The organism is Methylophaga sp. UBA2496, assembly GCF_002341635.1.
GTDB lineage: Bacteria > Pseudomonadota > Gammaproteobacteria > Nitrosococcales > Methylophagaceae > Methylophaga.
Genome location: NZ_DDOK01000009.1, coordinates 116,738 through 135,654, shown reverse-complemented (window position 1 = coordinate 135,654; position 18,917 = coordinate 116,738). Strand labels below are relative to the sequence as shown.

Annotated in this window: 18 protein-coding genes; 8 read left to right on the top strand and 10 right to left on the bottom strand. The window is 44.8% G+C overall.

Annotated features, from left to right (window positions below):
• Positions 1 to 116: 116 nt before the first annotated feature.
• Complete coding sequence (gene gapS6b / locus B2W60_RS13780; RefSeq protein WP_292359076.1) at positions 117 to 3,452, bottom strand: GapS6b family protein; 3,336 nt, start codon at positions 3,450 to 3,452, stop codon at positions 117 to 119.
• Entirely contained in the window at positions 3,449 to 3,769 is a 321-nt protein-coding gene (gene gapS6a, locus B2W60_RS13775) for a GapS6a family protein (protein ID WP_292359078.1), read from the bottom strand. Before gapS6a ends, gapS6b begins: the two co-directional genes overlap by 4 nt.
• Before the next feature lie 262 nt (positions 3,770 to 4,031).
• Here gapS6a and B2W60_RS13770 point away from each other — a divergent pair, with 262 nt between their 5' ends.
• Together B2W60_RS13770 and B2W60_RS13765 are read left to right on the top strand one after the other, a co-directional pair.
• Positions 4,032 to 4,631: a nucleotidyltransferase domain-containing protein gene (locus tag B2W60_RS13770; RefSeq protein WP_292359080.1), complete on the top strand. Its 600-nt coding sequence runs from the start codon at positions 4,032 to 4,034 to the stop codon at positions 4,629 to 4,631.
• A complete protein-coding gene (locus tag B2W60_RS13765) occupies positions 4,609 to 5,034 on the top strand; it encodes a hypothetical protein (RefSeq protein ID WP_292359082.1) in 426 nt (141 codons plus the stop codon). The genes B2W60_RS13770 and B2W60_RS13765 overlap by 23 nt, the downstream gene beginning before the upstream one ends.
• Positions 5,035 to 5,128: 94 nt before the next feature.
• Here B2W60_RS13765 and msrA read toward each other — a convergent pair whose 3' ends face one another.
• The 4 genes from msrA to B2W60_RS13745 all read right to left on the bottom strand — a co-directional run bounded on the left by msrA (position 5,129) and on the right by B2W60_RS13745 (position 7,554).
• A complete protein-coding gene (msrA, locus tag B2W60_RS13760; protein WP_292359084.1) occupies positions 5,129 to 5,629 on the bottom strand; it encodes a peptide-methionine (S)-S-oxide reductase MsrA in 501 nt (166 codons plus the stop codon).
• Entirely contained in the window at positions 5,626 to 6,087 is a 462-nt protein-coding gene (msrB, locus tag B2W60_RS13755) for a peptide-methionine (R)-S-oxide reductase MsrB (RefSeq protein WP_136553543.1), read from the bottom strand. Before msrB ends, msrA begins: the two co-directional genes overlap by 4 nt.
• A gap of 238 nt (positions 6,088 to 6,325) precedes the next feature.
• The gene (locus B2W60_RS13750) at positions 6,326 to 6,796 is read right to left on the bottom strand and encodes a nuclear transport factor 2 family protein (protein WP_292359087.1); all 471 of its coding nucleotides are present in this window, start codon (positions 6,794 to 6,796) and stop codon (positions 6,326 to 6,328) included.
• A gap of 14 nt (positions 6,797 to 6,810) precedes the next feature.
• On the bottom strand, positions 6,811 to 7,554 hold the full coding sequence (locus B2W60_RS13745; RefSeq protein WP_292359088.1) for an SDR family oxidoreductase: 744 nt from the start codon (positions 7,552 to 7,554) through the stop codon (positions 6,811 to 6,813).
• 173 nt (positions 7,555 to 7,727) lie between these two features.
• Between B2W60_RS13745 and B2W60_RS13740 the strand changes: the two genes are divergently transcribed.
• Entirely contained in the window at positions 7,728 to 8,627 is a 900-nt protein-coding gene (locus B2W60_RS13740) for an AraC family transcriptional regulator (protein ID WP_292359090.1), read from the top strand.
• A 10-nt stretch (positions 8,628 to 8,637) separates the two neighbouring features.
• On the opposite strand, the gene B2W60_RS13735 is transcribed toward B2W60_RS13740, so the two are convergent.
• Together B2W60_RS13735 and B2W60_RS13730 are read right to left on the bottom strand one after the other, a co-directional pair.
• Entirely contained in the window at positions 8,638 to 9,099 is a 462-nt protein-coding gene (locus B2W60_RS13735) for a hypothetical protein (RefSeq protein ID WP_292359091.1), read from the bottom strand.
• 318 nt (positions 9,100 to 9,417) lie between these two features.
• Complete coding sequence (locus tag B2W60_RS13730) at positions 9,418 to 9,735, bottom strand: HPF/RaiA family ribosome-associated protein (RefSeq protein ID WP_292357519.1); 318 nt, start codon at positions 9,733 to 9,735, stop codon at positions 9,418 to 9,420.
• A 193-nt stretch (positions 9,736 to 9,928) separates the two neighbouring features.
• On the opposite strand from B2W60_RS13730, the gene B2W60_RS13725 reads away from it, so the two are divergent.
• From B2W60_RS13725 to B2W60_RS13705, 5 genes are all read left to right on the top strand, one after another.
• Positions 9,929 to 11,251, top strand: coding sequence for a PQQ-dependent sugar dehydrogenase (locus B2W60_RS13725; RefSeq protein WP_292359093.1), 1,323 nt, complete (start codon positions 9,929 to 9,931; stop codon positions 11,249 to 11,251).
• A 101-nt stretch (positions 11,252 to 11,352) separates the two neighbouring features.
• Complete coding sequence (locus tag B2W60_RS13720) at positions 11,353 to 11,880, top strand: hypothetical protein (protein WP_292359094.1); 528 nt, start codon at positions 11,353 to 11,355, stop codon at positions 11,878 to 11,880.
• Positions 11,881 to 12,047: 167 nt separating this feature from the next.
• Entirely contained in the window at positions 12,048 to 12,623 is a 576-nt protein-coding gene (locus tag B2W60_RS13715) for a YqaA family protein (RefSeq protein WP_292359095.1), read from the top strand.
• A 71-nt stretch (positions 12,624 to 12,694) separates the two neighbouring features.
• Positions 12,695 to 13,318 (top strand): LexA family protein, encoded by a 624-nt coding sequence (locus B2W60_RS13710; protein WP_292359097.1) that lies wholly within the window; start codon positions 12,695 to 12,697, stop codon positions 13,316 to 13,318.
• A 2-nt stretch (positions 13,319 to 13,320) separates the two neighbouring features.
• Positions 13,321 to 14,595 carry a Y-family DNA polymerase gene (locus tag B2W60_RS13705; protein WP_292359290.1) on the top strand — a complete coding sequence of 425 codons (1,275 nt, stop codon included), beginning with the start codon at positions 13,321 to 13,323 and terminating at the stop codon, positions 14,593 to 14,595.
• 45 nt (positions 14,596 to 14,640) lie between these two features.
• Here the strand turns inward: B2W60_RS13705 and B2W60_RS13700 are convergent, their stop codons facing one another.
• Both B2W60_RS13700 and B2W60_RS13695 read right to left on the bottom strand, forming a co-directional pair.
• Positions 14,641 to 15,741, bottom strand: coding sequence for an efflux RND transporter periplasmic adaptor subunit (locus B2W60_RS13700; protein WP_292359099.1), 1,101 nt, complete (start codon positions 15,739 to 15,741; stop codon positions 14,641 to 14,643).
• 10 nt (positions 15,742 to 15,751) lie between these two features.
• A complete protein-coding gene (locus tag B2W60_RS13695) occupies positions 15,752 to 18,907 on the bottom strand; it encodes an efflux RND transporter permease subunit (RefSeq protein ID WP_292359100.1) in 3,156 nt (1,051 codons plus the stop codon).
• Between the last annotated feature and the right edge of the window lie 10 nt (positions 18,908 to 18,917).

Below are 18,917 nucleotides of genomic sequence, written 5' to 3'. Positions count from 1 at the left end.
TTGCGATAAACGATGGTGAAGCATAATAGAAATATTATTTAGAAAGCACGAACCCAGCATGGACCACTGACTTTATTTAATTCTCATTCTTGGTAAGGCGAAATTTATCAATTTTCTCAATCGTATAATAGTTTTCTTATATACCCATTGACAGTATCGAAACACAAAAAATGTCCCGAAATAAACTGTGTGCCTAGCCGACTTACTAGTTTACAAATTAAAGGATTGCCTTTCGCTGTAATAATAACCGTACATAGGAGCTTAGCCAGTTTACGTTCGGCTTCTTCTCCGTCTTGTATTTGTATTGTTGTGTAGCAGCATGTATTAAATAAACGCACAGCATATCCATTGTTACCCGGGTTACTCTCGCTAAATCCATTAATAAAAACACCATCCTCATAAGCCCTAGCTAGGGCCAATAAAATTATCTTGTGTAAATGTTGTATGGCTGAGTCACTATTTGGATAGGCACCAGGATACATTCTCAAAATTTCGGATAAATAATAGTGAGATAAAGTATCTTGTGCGTTACTCATCTGTAACAAATCATCATATGTCAATGGGTAAGGAAGACCTCCTGTAACATGAAGATAAAGACCGGGTAATTTCGTATCAATGTCCAAGCTAAGACTAAGTTGGCTAAAAAAATTAAACGCGTTAACTACAGGGTAGTTTGACTTGTGTGCCAATTGTGCAAAAGCTTCATCAATACATAGCCAAGGAATGTTATTTGTTATCGATAACTTTAAGCTGGAAAATACTGATAGATCAACAGCCTCTTTAATCTTTATTATGTCAGGGGGAATATCTGCAAGATGGGGTTGACCGATGAGCGCTATTTTGAGAATTTGTTTTATTCCACGCTGCACATTTTCTGTTTGTTTCTTGATGTCATCTGCGGTAATGAACCATAATTTACCTTCATCATTTACACCTGCTCGCATGTAGTTATTGCGATTCACATTTTCTAGAAAGTGCTCCAGATAGGCTTGCGTCTCAACCGTAATAACTACTTTAATTTGTTTGCGTTCTAGTCCATGTATTAGTCCAGTTAGAGCAAGATAGGCTACGGAGTACACATCTAGGATTATTGTGTCGGGCTGTTCGACTCCGATACTTGGGAGGGAGGGCTTAACTGATACTTTTGATGTCAGCTGATTTAAGGCTGAAAGAACCGCACAATCATTGCCTAGTAAATGACCTTTTAAAAAAAGTGGATACGCTGGGTTTTTGTAAAATTCCTCTTGTTTTTCATGATTGTCTAGAGCAATCATCTTTTTCTCTATGCTCGACATCATCTCAGTTGGATCCTCGGGCAGAGAGAATTTATAAAAGCAATCGCTGCCGTCGTTAGTGGTATGCCTAATTTCAAGAGATAATCTAAATACAGCAACATATGGAGGTAGTTTTTCCAACACAGTTAAATCGTACGCGCGATACTGCACTGTTTGACCGATGTCCATCTTGAGTAATTGCTGAGCAAGCGGTGAGGAGTATTTGATAATTGAAGAATGCTTTGATTCTGTACCATGAACAATTAGCTTCGTAGTATCTTTTCCATCAAGGCTATAGCGAAATCCGGTAAGACAATTCTTTGTCGACTCTAATATTGGCCTAGTGGCATTATCCTCTGCTATAGCGGATTCATTTACATGAAAGTTAGTGATGGGTATTGCTGAATTTATTGGATCATCAATAAACCAATTTACAATGGTATTCTCCACAATCCCATAATGACCATTAGCAGCCAATTCAAATAATAGCCTTGATGACTGCTCATTTGGTTTAGCAAGTATCTCGGTTGGTATTTTGTTCAAATATTCTTGATATGAAGCTAGCTCGGTATTTTTACGCTTCAATAGATAAATTAGGTAATCCCAGATTCCTAGTGATTTCGGTGATAGTTCGAGAGCCTTCTTCATCGCTGAGACTGCTTTATCCAGCTCGTTCAGATAGTCAAGCTCCCTTGCTTTTGCTTGCCATAGAAACTCACACCAGTCGTTTGAATTAATCGCTGAGAAAACTCTGTCTAGTGTTGTTAGTTGTTGGCTTTCTAAAAGTGCATTGATGTAGATTTTTACTATAGGTGAAAGCCAGATATCTGTTTTAGGGATCATAGGGTGTAATAGTGCACATACTTGAGTGGCCAAGCCTGCTCTAAGGAGTATGGTTGATAACTCTTTTATCCGTAGAGGATTTAGATTACAAGGTTCTTCTTTGATTTTAGAAAGCAAAGAGTCAGCAGCTTTTGTTATTGCGGTAGTATATTTAGGACTACCATCATTGGCATAACATAATAGTTCAAGTTGGTTGAACTCTTTTTCTAGCTCATCTTCACTTGATATCTCTCCCCCGTTATTAATCCATTCTCTGATAGTTGTACTATTTGCAATATTGATAAAAAGTATTAAATCTTCGGAAGACGACAGTTCATGACTTTTGGTTAGCCTCTCTATGATTGAGGCTTTATATGAAGAATCCTTATGTGCTTTTTCTATTTCATAAGAGAGGTCTTTAAGACCTTCAAAACTGTTATCACGTAGTCCACGAAGCCGATGACCAAAATCGATATCTATGGCTTCAATGTTGTTAATATGTTTCCAGCAAGCGTCAACTAATGGCTCATAAGAGCCAGTGAAAAAACTCAAAAAACCTTTGGCCTGGGATACCATTCTGTGGTCGTTGGCTCCACATTCATCAAGCAGACTGATGCACTCATCAGCTAGTAATAAAGTCTGTTTTCTTTCAGATGCTGTTATTAACCAATAATGCAGAGTTGTTATTTGAGAGTCTAAATAATTACAGCGCGCAATGAAGTTCAAAACTTTGCTATTGAAACCGGAGTATCTCAACAAGAGTCTCTCACTGCTTCTCACGGAGTTGGCATGGCTCTGAAGCCTAATAAAGCCACGAGTCAATCCGCATAAAGTAATTTCTGTTAATTGATGGCGGTTATTCTCAAAAATGTTTTCGAGTTCGTGTTCTTGAGCAAGAAACTCATAAAAAACCTCCTTACTGTATTCACCGAGATTTTCTGTGGATTGATAAAGGCGCTCAGCATCATCAATTCTTTCATTTTGAATATCTAACCGCAGTTGGGTTGATGTTGCTATATCGCTGAAGAACCCATCTAGTTTTGTTTGTAGACAGGACTCAACAACTAGATAGCCTTGGGGTGTCTCATCTTGATTTGCTATCGCAACTAATATTGAGAGGACGCTTATAAGTGCTTTAGCTTCTGTGTTCAGTTGAGAGGTGGAACTTAATATTCTTAGTTTATTGCTTGCGGATCTGGGATTGCGATGTCTAATCTCCGTTAGCACTTCCTCTACTGTGGATTGAATAACTGTCGGAGAAATTGCCGAATATACATGCTTTTCAGCTACGTTATCTCCTGGGCCAGAATGGTTCTGACTGACGGTTACAATATTTTTTGAGTCTTGTTCACTCATTTATTTATAATTTTATTGCCTGCAACGTTATCGCCTGTTCCTGAGTGCGATTGAGTAATGACGATGTTACTGGGTTGAATTTGACTAAGCAGTGTTACTACCTCATTGGAAGACATTAATTGCTTATTAATAGCTTTTTCACCCATTTCATCATTTAAATCTAAACTGTTTATAGCTGTTGCAAGTTTTTCTGATTGTGCATCGTCTATTACCCATTCTCTTAATTTCGTTTTTATGTTACTACCTGTAATGCTAATTGAGTGCTTTAACATGTCGTATATAACTCCGGAGATGATTACTGTACTTATTGGTTCCATGTAATGTTTTCCATCAAATTTGTCATAACTGTTTATTCCAACTAACTGTCTTATTTTTAACACAACTTAACAGCTTTAAACTAATTAAAATGTTGTGTTCTATTGTGAATATATATGACTTTCATACCATTGATGCATTGTGTGAATCTGTTTTGCATAAATACACTGTTATTTCTTTTTCTCTAAAGAGCTAATTCAATATTGTAAATACCCAATATGGGGCTTATAGTACCCATATTGGGTATTTTATTAATGGTGTCATATGTCAGTTACCTCCATCGCTGAAGCATTGTTTACAAAAACACAGCAACGTGTGCTGGGTTTGTTATATGGCAAACCTGATAAAAGTTTTTATACAAACGAGATTGTTCGCATGGCTGCGATAGGACGGGGCACCGTTACGCGAGAACTGGAAAAACTCACTAGTTCTGGAATATTGAATAGTTCGAAAGAAGGTAATCAACAGTACTATCAAGCAAACCGAGATAATCCGATATTTGATGAACTGGTGGCGATTGCAACAAAGACATTCGGTGTCGCTGATGTAGTTCGTCAGGCTTTAAAGCCAGTTAATGATAAGATTTTATGTGCCTTTATCTATGGCTCCGTCGCGAAGGGCGAGGCAACTGCCAAAAGTGATATTGATCTGCTGGTTATTTCGGATAAGTTGGCTTATGCGGACTTGATGGAATGTCTTGTTGACGCTGAAAAGACTTTATCGCGACCTATCAATCCTTCTGTTTATGAATTAGAACAGTTCAAACGGAAATGGCAGGAAGATAATGCATTTATTTCAAAGGTAATGGACCAACCGAAGATTTGGCTGAAGGGATCAGAAAATGACATTAGCGCATCTGGATAAGCTGGTAAAAACTAACAATTTAAAAATAGAACCTGCAGATCAAAAAGAGTTTGATGGCATGGTAATTTCTGCCAAACGCCGTTTGCAGGATGCCAATGTGGAAAGCTTATCCGACGATAGTCGTTTTTCATTAGCTTATGGTGCAGCACATGCTTTGTCTCTGGCGGCGATGCGTTGGCATGGATACCGCTCAGACAATCGTTATCTGGTGTTTCAGTGTTTGGAACATACTGTAGGAATGACAACTAGTAAGTGGCGAGTTTTAGATAAATGTCACAAGCAACGCAATCTGGCTGAATATGAAGGTCACCTGGAAATTACACCACAGCTACTGGATGAATTGATTGCTATAACGAAAGAGTTATTAACGTTGGTTGAAGAGTTGGGGCCAATTGTAAAATAACGATCAGTTGTTGCTAAAAGAGCAACAACTGATCAGAAAAATTATTTCTAGAATAGAGTCGAGGCTGAATCAATCATTAAAACCAATTCTTTTCTTAAGACAGCTTCCAATCAGGCCGAATGTAATGACAGGTATAGCCGGTTGGATAATGTTGCAGATAATCCTGATGTTCGGGTTCGGCTTCCCAGAAGTCTCCAACTGGTTCGACTTCTGTGACTACTTTACCGGGCCATAGTCCAGATTGATTTACGTCTTCAATTGTCTGCCTGGCAATTTCGGCTTGTTCATCATTGGTGTAATAAATCGCTGAACGATAACTCATACCACGATCATTGCCTTGTTGATTGGGTGTGGTTGGGTCATGAATCTGGAAGAAAAACTCCAGTAATTGTCTGTAAGTAATCTGCTCAGGATTAAAGATGATCTCAATGCCTTCAGCATGGGTGCCATGGTTTGGATAAGTGGCATTTGGAATATCGCCGCCGGTATAGCCGACTCGTGAAGAGATCACGCCGGGTAGTTTACGAATCAAATCCTGCATACCCCAGAAGCAGCCGCCGGCCAATACGGCACGTTCGGTATTTGTCTCGCTCATTTTGTTTCACCTAAGGTTTCTGAAAACAGCTTTTTAAATTCACCATAACCCTCGATGTCGAGTTCATCCACTGGAATAAATCGTAATGAGGCTGAGTTGATGCAATAACGCATGCCACCGGCTTCTTCGGGGCCATCAGGGAAGACATGACCTAAATGACTGTCACCATGCACTGAGCGTACTTCAACACGGCGCATGCCCAGACTCTCATCAAAGTTTTCGGTGACATTCTCGGTCTGCACCGGACGGGTAAAACTCGGCCAACCGGTGCCACTATCAAATTTATCTATTGATGCAAACAACGGCTCACCCGACACTACATCCACGTAAAGACCGGCTTCGTGATTGTCCCAATAGGCATTATCAAATGGTGGTTCGGTGCCGCATTGCTGGGTCACATAATGTTGTTCAGGAGAGAGACGTTCAACGGCTTCTGCTGCTTTTTTGTATTTTGTCATGACAATCAAACCTTTATAAAAAGTGTAATCGTGAAACTGTCCATGAATAAAAACGCTGATATCCAATCGGGAGTTTAAGTTTTGAAATTTTTATCGATGACATACTGACCTGTCCACCTGCCAGTCGTTCCCGAATAGAAACTCAGTATATAGCTCAAAGACTACATCAGCGATGTTCTGCAACGAAAGTAATATCCGAAATGACCAAACCACCGTTTTGTCAGATTAAACGTCTATTTCAGTCATCGTTAACATCAAGTGCCATCACTGCATCGTAAGCATTTAAATCAAGCACTGCTCTGACATTAACGACTTTTCCTTGCTGCATGGTAAAAAACCATGCATAGCTGTTTCGATAAATTTCACCATTGATCAAGGTCGCCTCAGCTTCAAACAAAATGATGATTTCTTCACTGTCCTGATAAATAGCATGGACGGTAGGTTTTAATCGCGTTGACAACCGTTTGTTAAATGGCTGAATCACCATCTCCTGGAAGTCAGATAGATTATAAGTTTTGGCTGACTCAGTCGGCCCCATAATGGTCCATTGTGCATCTGCTTCGAGTAAATCAAATGGCGATCCTGTGCCCTGACTCCATTGATTGAAAGCTTGTTCGACTAGCTGTTTATGATTGAGCGGCTCTGCCATCACAGAGCCACTTAATAAATAAAACCAGACAAACACCGTCACGTACTGAAATGTTTTCATCCTGAGCCCCACGCTTAAAAGGCATGGCCATAACAGGCCATAGTGCGAATCACCAACTCATTCACATCCACATTGTCAGGTTGCGAAATGGCATACAAAACGGCATCAGCAACGGCTTCGACATTTAACGACGTGTTGCGAAGCTGATCAACAAATTCAGCGGCAGCTTCATCAGTAATGTCGTGGCCAAGTTCAGTAGTGGTAACACCTGGGGAAAGAACAGTGACACGCAGATTGTTTGATTCCTGACGCAAGCCTTCACTGATGGCTCGAACCGCATATTTACTGGCACAGTAAACAGCACAGGAGGGACCAACTGTGTGCGCTCCAGTGGAAGCGGTGTTGATAATATGTCCACTGCCTTGCTGATCCATGATTGGTAAGACTGCCGCGATACCATTCAACACGCCTTTAATATTGATATCGATGATGTTGTTCCATTCATTGGTTTTTAACGCGCGCATTGGCGATAACGGCATAATGCCAGCGTTGTTAAACATCACATCCACCCGACCAAAGGTATCTTTGGCAAAAGTCACAAATGCATTCACCTGTTCTGCATTTGCTACATCCAATTCACGATAGGCAGCATGACCACCTGATTGCTGGATATCTCGGACAATGGCTTCAAGGCGATCAGTTCGACGTGCACCAAGCACAACAATCGCACCATTTTTAGCCAGTACTTTGGCGGTAGCTTCACCGATCCCGCTGCTGGCGCCGGTGATTAAAACGACTTTATTTTCTACGTTCTTCATTAGTTATCTCCATTTGAACTTGTCTTTAAGTGACGATTCAAATGGTAGTGAGGAAGCTGTTTATTTTGGATACACAGAGCTACAGGAAAATTGCCTATTTCTACAACTCACTATATTTCCAAAATACCATCAGCCTATAATCAGCATCAGTAACTTATTGGGGTAATTAGAAAATGAATGAAGCCCAACGCAAAGAGCTTGCGAACCTGATTGATAAATTCTCCTCAGGTAACGGCATTCACAGCACCGCAATAACCGGCGTGAACTGCATAAAACTCAATGAAATAAACGACCGATTGCCCAGCGTTTATACACCTTCTTTGTGCGTTATTGTGCAGGGCAAGAAACGGGTGTTACTCGAAGATGAAATCTATCAATACCAGCCTTCGGAGTATCTGGTGGCCTCTGTCGATTTGCCGGTGATTGGTCAGGTGATAGAAGCGAGTAAAGACAAACCCTATCTATGTCTGCAGATTGAGTTGGATCTGCATCAACTTACCGAATTAATGGCGCAGACCCGTTTGCCGTTTAAAAACAAAATGCCAAGCCAGCGTGGCATTTTTGTCGGCGATGTGGATGCGTTACTGGGGGACGGCGTATTACGACTTGCCCGGTTATTGGAAGCCCCACAGGATATTGCGTTATTAGCACCCATGATTAAACGCGAAATTCATTACCGGCTACTCAACGGCCAATATGGCGATGTCATCGCTCAAATGGCCCAAACCGGTAGCCACATGCAACGAATTTCAGAGGCGATTCAAATTCTAAAAGCCAATTACGATCAGCCAATCAAAATTGAGGATCTGGCTACCCAGGTGGGCATGAGTATTTCGTCTTTTCATAGCCACTTCAAAGCGGTCACCGCAATGAGTCCGTTGCAATATCAAAAACGATTCAGGCTGCTTGAAGCACGAAAAATCATGATGACGGAGACGCAGGATGCTGCCAGCACGGCTTACCGGGTGGGGTATGAAAGTCCATCACAATTCAGTCGTGAATATGTACGAATGTTTGGCCATCCACCCAAACGCGATATGAGTATGTTGCTACAGCAGCAGTCTATTGCGTGACTATGCAAACTTAGCTTAACGCCTGACAATCTGCAGCCACTACCTCAATACGTCCGACATCTTCACTGTTCTTGTCTGAATAGACATAAACAATTTTTGCACCCGCCTGCAGCACTGGCTGCATTTCCGCATTCTTACAAAGACTTGAGAGCAGTTTTGGTTTGATCTTCTCAAGCACAGTGGCTGGCTCGACTTCGGCAACCGACACCGTAGTCAGGGTATAAAAATAGGTAATCATATCGCCGGGGCCCGCTAATGCTTTTTCCAATCGGGTTTGATCATCAATTTTGATCGGTGCTTGGGCATTAATGAAAACTTCAGCTTCCATAAAGCCTTCTTCAATAGACTGCAATTCAGATAATTGCCGTTTACTGTCAGTTGCCGATGATGGAGCGTCTCGATTATTGAAAACGATTGCCAGAATGATAACGAGCGGTATCAAGCCGATGGCTAAAAGTAACTTCTTATTCATTATGCTGCCTGGGTTTTAATGGAAAGTTGAGGAACAATGTGGGATCAAGCATACCGATGGCTTGGTGAAAAACACAATAATCTGTTTTGAAATTGATTTCCCTATGGCCTCATAAGGATCGCTTCAATTAATGAGATTTATTCTGTGCGCCGAAAGCATTTTATATTCTGCACAAGCCTTATTCCGTTGCGTCGCATATTCTGGATTTCGGGTTTATCTGACCTTTAGAGTGAGCATTAAGGACACCTTAATCACGCTCCCGCGCGAGAATGGGTGATTCCCACGGAGGATCGTGGGAACCAGCATTTGGTGTTGATGTTAGCGTGATTGCATACGCTCAATGGTGGTGGTCAAGACACGTTTCATTTTATCGGTCGCACCGGTAAAGGCTTGTTTGATGGTCGCGGCATCATGGGTGACCACATTGGGTTGGTGACCTTCTATGCGGGCTTCGATCAGACAACGGATATCATCAGCACCACCCCGGTTTTCACTGTTTTGATCACTTAAATGTACTTCGACACGCGTGACGTGTTCATCGAATCGTTTGAGAGAATGTTGTAGTTCCTCACGAATAGAGTCGGTGAGCGTGTCATCGCCTGGAATGTGGCGATCGGTATTAACCTGAATTTGCATGCAACCTCCATTGAGTGAAATAAAACTTTGCCATACTGTGACAATCACAATTATTAAACATTCCGCTGTCTCAACTGGAATGACCAAATCACTATAAAGGCAATTTCTTCAACATCTTTTAACGCAAAGCAAGCCGAACGTTAGCTGAACCTTGTTAGACTCAGGTATTGATTCTTTATTCAGGAGCACAGATATGCAGCATCCATCTATCGTCGGCGCATTTATTGGGGTTTTGGCCGTGAGCCTGACTGGCTGTGGTGATAGGGCCAAAATCCCTCCACAAGCTGATTATGGGCCTGAGCCAACCTTGGTTGCACCTAAACAGGCTTTGATACCCACCGTGAAAATTGCACCGGCCAAAGGCTGGCCGATTGATGGTGAGCCGATTGCTGCAGAGGGCTTGCAGGTCAACCGTTTTGCAATGGATTTGGATCATCCGCGGTGGCTTTATGTGTTGCCAAACGGCGATGTATTGGTGGCGGAGTCCAATGCCCCTGAGAGCGAAAAGCCAAATGCAGGTATTAAAGACTGGATAAAAGGCCTGGTGATGAAACGGGCAGGGGCGGCAGTGCCCAGTGCGGACCGGATTACTTTATTACGTGACGAAGATGGCGATGGCGTAGCTGAAACCCGTCATGTATTTCTCGAAGATTTGCGTTCTCCATTTGGCATGGCGCTGATTGGCAATGATTTTTATGTTGCCAATGCCGATGCCATTGTGCGTTTCCCTTACGAAGAAGGGCAGACACAGATCACCGCCGAACCTCAGCATATCGCGGATTTACCCGGCGGGCCGATTAATCATCACTGGACCAAGAATATTATTGCCAATGATGAGGGCACATTGCTTTATGCCACCGTTGGGTCTAATAGCAATATTGGCGAAAACGGTATGGAAAACGAAGAAAACCGTGCTGCGATTCTGGAAGTGAATCCCGATACGGGCGATAAAAGACTGTTTGCTTCCGGTCTGCGTAATCCAAATGGTTTAGCGTGGCAGCCTCAAAGTGGTGAGCTTTGGACAACTGTTAATGAACGCGATGAAATCGGTAGTGATCTGGTGCCGGACTATATGACGTCGGTACAGGATGGCGGCTTTTATGGTTGGCCTTATAGCTATTACGGTCAAATCGTCGATACACGTGTCGAGCCCCCCAGACCGGATTTAGTCGAAAAAGCCATTAAGCCCGATTATGCCCTGGGCGCGCATACAGCTTCATTGGGGCTGGCTTTTTATCAGGCGGATTTGCTTGGTGCTCAATATCAAAACGGCGCATTTGTCGGGCAGCATGGCTCATGGAATCGAAAACCGTTAAGTGGTTACAAAGTGATCTTTGTACCGTTTAAAGAGGGTGAACCTGACGGTATGCCGCAGGATATTCTGACTGGATTTGTAGACGGTAATGGCGATGCCATGGGGCGTCCGGTAGGTGTTGTAGTGGATAAACAGGGCGGCATCTTAGTCGCAGATGATGTCGGTAATATCGTATGGCGGGTGAGTCCGAAAGCGGATTAATACTGGCCTCGTTCCCACGCTCCGGCGTGGGAACATGAATAGGGTTATCCCATGCAGTTTGATATCATGTTCCGGCTTTAATCATTAGATAATTCATTCTCATGCCGCATATTCTGCTCGACAAAACCCATCCTCCCATTATTCAGGCCGCCATCGATTTGGGTGAGTGGTTAATCACACTGGAAAATCTTTCAGAGCAAGACAAAACTGCGATTAAAGCGGTTCAGGAGGCACTGAAAAAACTGCCGGAAATCGAGGAGGATATTCTGGCGATGTATGGCTTCAGTTTTGAACGTGGTGATGCCGATAATGGACTGGTACGCGGCTGGGATATTTCACTGGAATACAATGCAAATGATCCGGAGCAGCAGGGGGGATTGGAGATTTTCAGTTCGTATATTCCACTTCCAGACACCACGGATCCTGCGGTGTTAGCTGAAAAGAAACAACGCGAAGTGTATTTTCACTGGCCGATAGGCGATATCTGCAGTTTTATTAAAGCGGAACAGGCACAGCAGTGGATTGATGAAGTCAGTCAGCCGTTGCAATTTATTGAAGCCGGAGATCGGTTAAGGATTGAGGTTGTGCATCAGCGCTTTTATGCAGAGCATGAATACCCGCTGATTTGAGCCGTTTCCAATCAACATAGTGTTTCAGACAATGGTTATTCCGTTATGAAAACCTGTCTGATCCCAGGTTATTTACAGTTGGATTCACTTAATTTTTTTATGGTCTGGCTGGCATCATATAAGTATCGGGTTTTGAGTTACTTATCCAAGACAGGAAATCAAGTCACTTGAAAAAATTCAAACAGCTGGGTTCGCGGTTGGTCAATTCCAAACATATGCTATGGGGGGTGGCTTTTGCTTCTTTTATGGAGTCGTTGATTGTGCCGATTCCGCTGGAAACCATTTTGATTCCACTGATGCAGGCACGCCGGAAGCTGCTCTGGGCCATCAGTGCCATGGCGTTACTGGGCTGTATTATCGGCGCGGCGTTAGGATATGCGATTGGCTATTTTGTGTTTGGTCTGATCGGTGAGCAAATGATTGCGCTGTTGTCGACGCCAGAGCAGTTTGAATCCATTCGGCAGCAGATTCATTTACATGGTTTCTGGTATGTCCTGAGTGTCGGCGTGACGCCGATTCCATTTCAGATTGCCATGCTGGCGGCCGGAGCAACCGGCTACGCATTTTTGCTGTATATGCTGGCTACCATCGTTTCCCGTGGGCTGCGTTATTTTGGTCTGGGCTTATTGGTCTGTCTGTTTGGTAATCAGGCGCAAAACCTGTTTGAAGAACATAAAATCGGTGCATCGGTTTTTATTATCGTATTGATTGGCCTTATCTGGAGCGTGTTGTTATTCAGCTAGTGAATTTTTCCTTGCCTGTTCGGGAAGTGATTCGTACACTTGATTAACTGTTTCAATTAATCAAGTGATTTATGACAATTCGCTCAAATACGCATGGCGGTCGGCGTGCTGGTGCCGGACGAAAGAAAGGTTCGGCTATCAAAGAGCCGACAACGGTGATGCGGATTCCTCAAAGTCAAAAACCGGTGATTGCTGACTTTCTGAAAGCCTATCGACGTTATCAGTCCACCCAGAACCAATCTCCACACATGGTAGACGAGCCAACTGTATTTGAACGCCCCGTCATTACGCCGGCCAAACGCAGCTGGCCCTTATTCAGTTCCAAAGTTGCGGCGGGTTTTCCCTCGCCTGCAGATGAACATGTCGAGAAGCGGCTGGATCCCAATGAGTTTCTGATTGATGATGAGGAGGCGACATTTTTTGTCACCATTCAGGGTTATTCGATGATTGATAGTGGTTTATTGCCGGGTGACAAAGCGGTGGTGAATCGCGCCAAGAATGCCAGTATCGGCGATATTGTGCTGGCAGTAGTTGATGGCGAATTTACCATTAAACTGCTGGCGAAAACCAAAGAGGGTGCCCCACGATTACTGCCATCCAATCAGTCCGGCGAGTATCAGCCGATTGAAATCAAGGATGGTATGCAGTTTGAAATCTGGGGCGTCGTCACCGGCTCATTCAGGCGTTTTAAGTGATAATGTCACGCAGTATTGCCCTAATCGACGTCAATAACTTTTATGTTTCCTGCGAGCGGGTATTTAACCCAAAACTGGCCGGTAAACCGGTAGTGGTGCTCAGTAATAATGATGGCTGTGCGGTGGCAAGAAGTAATGAAGCCAAAGCACTGGGCGTGCCGATGGGCGCGCCGTGGTTCAAGTGCAAACCGCTGGTGCAACAGCATCAGATCATCGCTTTATCATCCAATTATGCGTTGTATGCCGATATGAGTAACCGGGTGATGCGGATTCTCAACCAGTTTTCGCCGGATCAGGAGGTATACTCGATTGATGAGTGTTTTCTGGATCTGAGCGGTTTTCAACATCTGGATTTACTGCAATATGGTCAGCAGATCCGTCACCGTGTCGGGCAATGGACAGGGTTGCCGGTCAGTGTCGGCATAGGTGCCAGTAAAACGCTTGCCAAACTGGCCAATCATTGTGCTAAAAAGCTGCCTGAATATGATGGGGTTTGTGACTTTAATCAGTTAAGTCCTAAACAACTTAACCATTTACTTGCCGATCTGGATGTAGGTGAGGTGTGGGGCGTGGGTCGTAAACTGGCAGTGAAGTTGAAAACGCAGGGCATTCTCAGCGTTTTGGATTTAAAACAAGCCAATGCTGAAACCCTGCGACGCCAATACAGTGTGTTGATGGAAAAAACCGTACGTGAACTCAACGGTATCAGCTGTCTGGAGCTGGAATATTCCATCAGTGACAAAAAGCAGATCTTGAGTTCCAGAAGCTTTGGTATTCCCGTGACGGATATGAACAGTCTGGCCGAATCCATCAGTCTGTATACCAGCCGTGCTGCTGTAAAACTGCGGCGACAGTACTCAGTGGCGCGGATGATTCAGGTGTATATCCGCACCAGTCCCTATCGAGAGGGGGATGCGTATTATGGCAACAGCATGATGGTGGCTTTGCCGATGGCTTCAGATGACACCAGAGTATTAGTCAAACATGCACTGACAGCATTGAAACAGATGTATCGTCACGGTTTTAACTACGCCAAAGCCGGCATTATGCTCACCGAATTGCAGCCGAAAAGCGGTCAGCAGCAGGATTTGTTTGCCCTCAATCAGGATCCAAAATCCGGTAAGTTGATGACAGTGATGGATAATATTAATGCCTGTATGGGTAAAGACGCTTTACAACTGGCTAATCAGGGATTTAAGCGTCCCTGGAAAATGAAACAGGAAAGAAAAAGTCCGGGTTATACGACCCGCTGGCAGGATCTGTTGTCAGTGCGCTGACAACCTGTTAGGCAGTTAGCAGACACCCTGAAAACAGCTGTAAAGCTACTCCGCGATAATGATTTCAGCACCCGCATTCAATCTGGCATTGGGATTGAGGATCACGCGGTCCTTAGTGGTCAGGCCTGAACGGATCTCCACTTCACTATTATCCAGACGACCCACACGAACGGTTTTGATTTCAACCTGGTTCTCCGTGTTTACCAGCATCACTGAGGGTCTGCCCTGAATGGTTTTTAAGGCATTAACCGGAATAAGCACAGCCTCACCGTTTTGCTGAACCTGTATGGCCATTTCACCACTCAAGCCCGCCAGCAGATTAAGCTCGGTATTATCCAGCAGATATTCCATTCGCATGGTGCCGGTTTCGCGATTTACTTCACGCGAAATACGTGAAATTGGTACGACGATTTGCTGATTTCCTAAGTCAGGCAAAGTCAGTTTTGCCGGATTTTGCTGATCAATAATAAATAACTGTGTTTGCGGTATATCCACTATTATCCGTAACTGATCCGTGCGGCTGATTCGAAATAGCGGCATGGCATCATTGCGGGTAATACGGTTTCCACGTTCAGCCAGACGACGGGTGATAATGCCATCAAACGGTGCCACGATTTCGGTGTAGGCAAATTCATTTTCCAGCTGTTCCAGACGGGCCTGGTAGGTCGCTAATGTCGCTTTGGCCACTGCCAGCTCAGCTTCTTTTTCATCGACTTCGGTCGCATTGACGGCACCTGAATCGCGTAGATTGATATACCGTTTGGCCACTTTCTCCGTCAGATCCAGCGTGGCTTTCTGCCGATTGATTTCAGCCTTGGCCTGAAGAATTTCCTGTTCCAGTTCTGGGGAGGAGAGTTTTGCCAGTAAATCACCTTGTTGAACGTTATCGCCAATATCGACATGGCGACTTTCCACGTAGCCATCAGCACGGGCGAAAATGTCCGATTGTTCGATGGCCTCTACGCGGGCGTTAAATATCAATGGCTGATAATTTGACAGCGGTTGTGGCTGTGCCACACGTACCGAGAGTATTTCAGGTGCAGCAGAGGGCTGTTCGATATTCGCTTCACTGGGAGGCTGAATAAAAAACCATACAGGTACAGCGATGACCGCGGCAACTAAGATTGTCCTGGTTATATTTGACATCGTGAGGTCCTCAAATAGTCGGCAGCTTCACCGGCTGCGGACGTTTAATAAATTGCATGATCATGCTGAAAGTCCAGGGCACTAAAAACAGTGATGCAAAGGTGCCCAGCATCAAACCACCAATAACGGTACGGGCCAGTGGGGCATTTTGTTCGCCACCTTCACCGAGCGCCAGTGCCATTGGCAATAAACCGATCATCATGGTGAGGGCGGTCATTAATACCGGTCGTAATCTGGTTGAGGCCGCTTCACGGGCGGCTTCGAAAGCCGATTTACCGGCCACCCATTGATCTCTGGCAAAGGTTGTTACCAGGACACTGTTGGCAGTGGATACGCCGATCACCATAATAAAGCCCATCAAAGCGGGAACGCTGATGGTGGTACCGGTGAGCATTAAGCCGATAATCGCCCCGGAAATGGCAATCGGCGCACCAGATAAAGCGACCAGCGGCATGATCCACGAGGCAAAGTTGAACAGCATGATAATGTAGATAAAGAATACGGCCAGTAAAAAGCCAAACAGCAGGTCCCGATAAGCCTCATCCATGGCGGCGGCCTGCCCCATGATTTCAATATCGTTGCCAGGGACAATATCTTGTTTCAGTTCATTTACAATCTGCCGGGTCGCTTGGTAAACCGAGCCTAAATCGCTGTTTTCCGTGTTAACCAACACATTGACGGTCGGTTTGAGCATGGTGCGGCCGATGCTGCCAGCAACATTGCGCGGGCTGATGCTGGCAATACTGGCGAGTGGCACGGTGACATCGGGATCGCTGGTTTGTACCTGCAGATTCATTAAATCATCGGTGGTGCGTAATTTATGTAATGGCGTTCTGGTTTGCACTTCATAGGAAAAACCGAACACCGGATCGGACCAGAAGCTGGGGGAGACCGTACCCGCAGAACCTAATGCACCCAGCAAACTGTTCATTGCTGCCTGCGTAGTAACGCCGAGTTCAGCCGCCCGTTTACGATCCAGATTCACATAATATTCTGGCAGGGCAAAGACCTGCTGAAAGCCAATATCCACTGCACCTTCCACATATTGCATTTTTTCAATCAGGGTTTCAGCTTTTGCGATGCTGCCGGGCAGGTTCCGACCGGTAAAACGCACATCCAGTGCGGTTGGAGTACTGCCGGAAAGCGTTTGATTGGTGGTGTCTGCCGCTTGAGAAAATAGTGTGACTTCGGGAAATTTCGCTTTAAGCATTTGCCGAATGGATGCTTCATAGTGGCTGCTCGGCTGATGACCTTTGGCCAATTGGATCTGTAACTCACCATCATAAGTACCGATGGTAAAACTCTCTACCCAGGCACGGTTAATGGAATCCGGCATGCCAATGTTTTCAAACACAAAATCCAGTTCATCCTCCGGAATAATTTTGCGGATTTCCTGCTGAATTTGAGCAAATTTATCGGCTGTCTGTTCAATGCGGGTGCCGGGTTCGACCCGAAGATATAATCGCATCAGTCCAGCATCGGTTTTCGGAAAGAAATCACGGCCAATCTCCTGTAAGGCAAATCCGGCTGCTGTGATGATCACAATGCCAATCAGCGGGGCGATGACAATATGCCGTTGCAGGCGACCAATGGTATTTTGCAGATGCTGCTGGCCATTGTGCAGGTGTTGTTCCAGGGCAAGATGTAAATGCACCAATGGGTTTCTGGATTGTCTGGTTAAGGTTTTTTCATTGGTCAGTAATAATTTGGCCAGTGTTGGCACGACCGTCCGTGACAATAGATATGAGGCGGCCAGACAGGCAATCACCACAATCGCCATCGGCTGAAAGATAAAGCCGGCGACACCGGTTAATAAAAATATCGGTGAAAACACAATACAGGTGGAAAGGGTTGAAACAAATTCCGGGAAGGCGACTTCACTGGCACTGGTCAGAATGGCACGGCTGGGTTCCATGCCATCGGCCAGATGCCGTTTGATATTTTCAATTTCCACCAAGGCGTTATCGACCAGAATGCCAATTGCTAAGGCCAGACCACCAAGGCTCATCAGATTCAGGGTGTTACCGGTGAGGTTCAATACAAATACCGCGGTCAGCAATGACAGGGGTATTGAGGTCAGAACAATCAGCGTGGCGCGTGATGATCCTAAAAACAACAGGACCATGAGTGCGACCAGTGATCCGACGATAAGAATTTCCATTTCAATATGATGCAGTGCGGTGCTGACAAACACCGACTGATCAAAAATAGGTGAAATGGTAATACCCTCAGGTGCGGCGGCCTGAATGGAAGGCAAACGTTCCATCAGTTCGTTGATAATATCCACGGTAGAGGCGCCGCCCAGTTTAATCAAAGACACCATAACGGCGTTTTGGCCATTTACCCGGGCGATATTGGTCTGCAATGCTGTGCCATCACGTACATCGGCCACATCGCGCAGTAATATCAACTCGCCGTTTCGGGCCCGGATAGGTAAGTCCTCAAAATCGGCGACCGCCTGAGGACTGGCATTAACCGTAATCTGCAGCTCATTCTGTGCTTCACGAATGCTGCCTGATGGCAGCGTCAGGTTCTGTTCATTAATTGCGCGAGTGACATCGTTGGCTGTTAATCCCTGGGCAAACAAGGCTTCCGGATCCAGATCCACCATAATCTGACGGGTTGCACCGCCATAAGGCAGTGTCATCCGAATACCATTAATCGATTGCACCATGCCGCGTAACTGTAAACGGGCAAAGTCAGCCAGTTGGCCATCGGTCAGAGTGTCGGAAGACATGACCAGCTGGATAATTGGTGTGCTGGACTGATTATATTCTGAGACCAGTGGCGGAGAGGTGCCTTCCGGCATGCGCCGTCGAATGGTTTGCGAAACGCCGGTTACCTGGGCCATTGCATTGGCAATATCGACTTCGGGATGAAAATCGATATGAATCACCGAGGTGCCATTCAATGTTTGTGAGCGGATTTCCCTGAGATTATCGACATTATTCATAATCGCCACTTCACTGAAAGTGGTGATTTTCGAGGCCATTTCATTCGTGTTGAGACCGTTGTATGTCCACACAACTTTTATAGAAGGTATATTGACGCTGGGGAGCACATCGACTGGTAATTTAAGATAACTGATCAGCCCGGCGGCAAAAATCAGCAGGCTTAAGGCGGCAACAGAATAAGGTCGGGTTAGAGCATAGCGCACCAGCCACATAAATAGCTTC

What these genes read in the sequence shown, in the direction of transcription:
- B2W60_RS13700 (WP_292359099.1), bottom strand. Translation starts at nt 15,741, where the DNA reads ATGTCAAATATAACCAGGACAATCTTAGTTGCCGCGGTCATCGCTGTA.
- B2W60_RS13725 (WP_292359093.1), top strand. Translation starts at nt 9,929, where the DNA reads ATGCAGCATCCATCTATCGTCGGCGCATTTATTGGGGTTTTGGCCGTG.
- gapS6b (WP_292359076.1), bottom strand. Translation starts at nt 3,452, where the DNA reads ATGAGTGAACAAGACTCAAAAAATATTGTAACCGTCAGTCAGAACCAT.
- B2W60_RS13735 (WP_292359091.1), bottom strand. Translation starts at nt 9,099, where the DNA reads ATGAATAAGAAGTTACTTTTAGCCATCGGCTTGATACCGCTCGTTATC.
- B2W60_RS13750 (WP_292359087.1), bottom strand. Translation starts at nt 6,796, where the DNA reads ATGAAAACATTTCAGTACGTGACGGTGTTTGTCTGGTTTTATTTATTA.
- B2W60_RS13740 (WP_292359090.1), top strand. Translation starts at nt 7,728, where the DNA reads ATGAATGAAGCCCAACGCAAAGAGCTTGCGAACCTGATTGATAAATTC.
- B2W60_RS13765 (WP_292359082.1), top strand. Translation starts at nt 4,609, where the DNA reads ATGACATTAGCGCATCTGGATAAGCTGGTAAAAACTAACAATTTAAAA.
- gapS6a (WP_292359078.1), bottom strand. Translation starts at nt 3,769, where the DNA reads ATGGAACCAATAAGTACAGTAATCATCTCCGGAGTTATATACGACATG.
- B2W60_RS13730 (WP_292357519.1), bottom strand. Translation starts at nt 9,735, where the DNA reads ATGCAAATTCAGGTTAATACCGATCGCCACATTCCAGGCGATGACACG.
- msrB (WP_136553543.1), bottom strand. Translation starts at nt 6,087, where the DNA reads ATGACAAAATACAAAAAAGCAGCAGAAGCCGTTGAACGTCTCTCTCCT.
- B2W60_RS13705 (WP_292359290.1), top strand. Translation starts at nt 13,321, where the DNA reads ATGTCACGCAGTATTGCCCTAATCGACGTCAATAACTTTTATGTTTCC.
- B2W60_RS13745 (WP_292359088.1), bottom strand. Translation starts at nt 7,554, where the DNA reads ATGAAGAACGTAGAAAATAAAGTCGTTTTAATCACCGGCGCCAGCAGC.
- B2W60_RS13720 (WP_292359094.1), top strand. Translation starts at nt 11,353, where the DNA reads ATGCCGCATATTCTGCTCGACAAAACCCATCCTCCCATTATTCAGGCC.
- B2W60_RS13770 (WP_292359080.1), top strand. Translation starts at nt 4,032, where the DNA reads ATGTCAGTTACCTCCATCGCTGAAGCATTGTTTACAAAAACACAGCAA.
- B2W60_RS13710 (WP_292359097.1), top strand. Translation starts at nt 12,695, where the DNA reads ATGACAATTCGCTCAAATACGCATGGCGGTCGGCGTGCTGGTGCCGGA.
- B2W60_RS13695 (WP_292359100.1), bottom strand. Translation starts at nt 18,907, where the DNA reads ATGTGGCTGGTGCGCTATGCTCTAACCCGACCTTATTCTGTTGCCGCC.
- msrA (WP_292359084.1), bottom strand. Translation starts at nt 5,629, where the DNA reads ATGAGCGAGACAAATACCGAACGTGCCGTATTGGCCGGCGGCTGCTTC.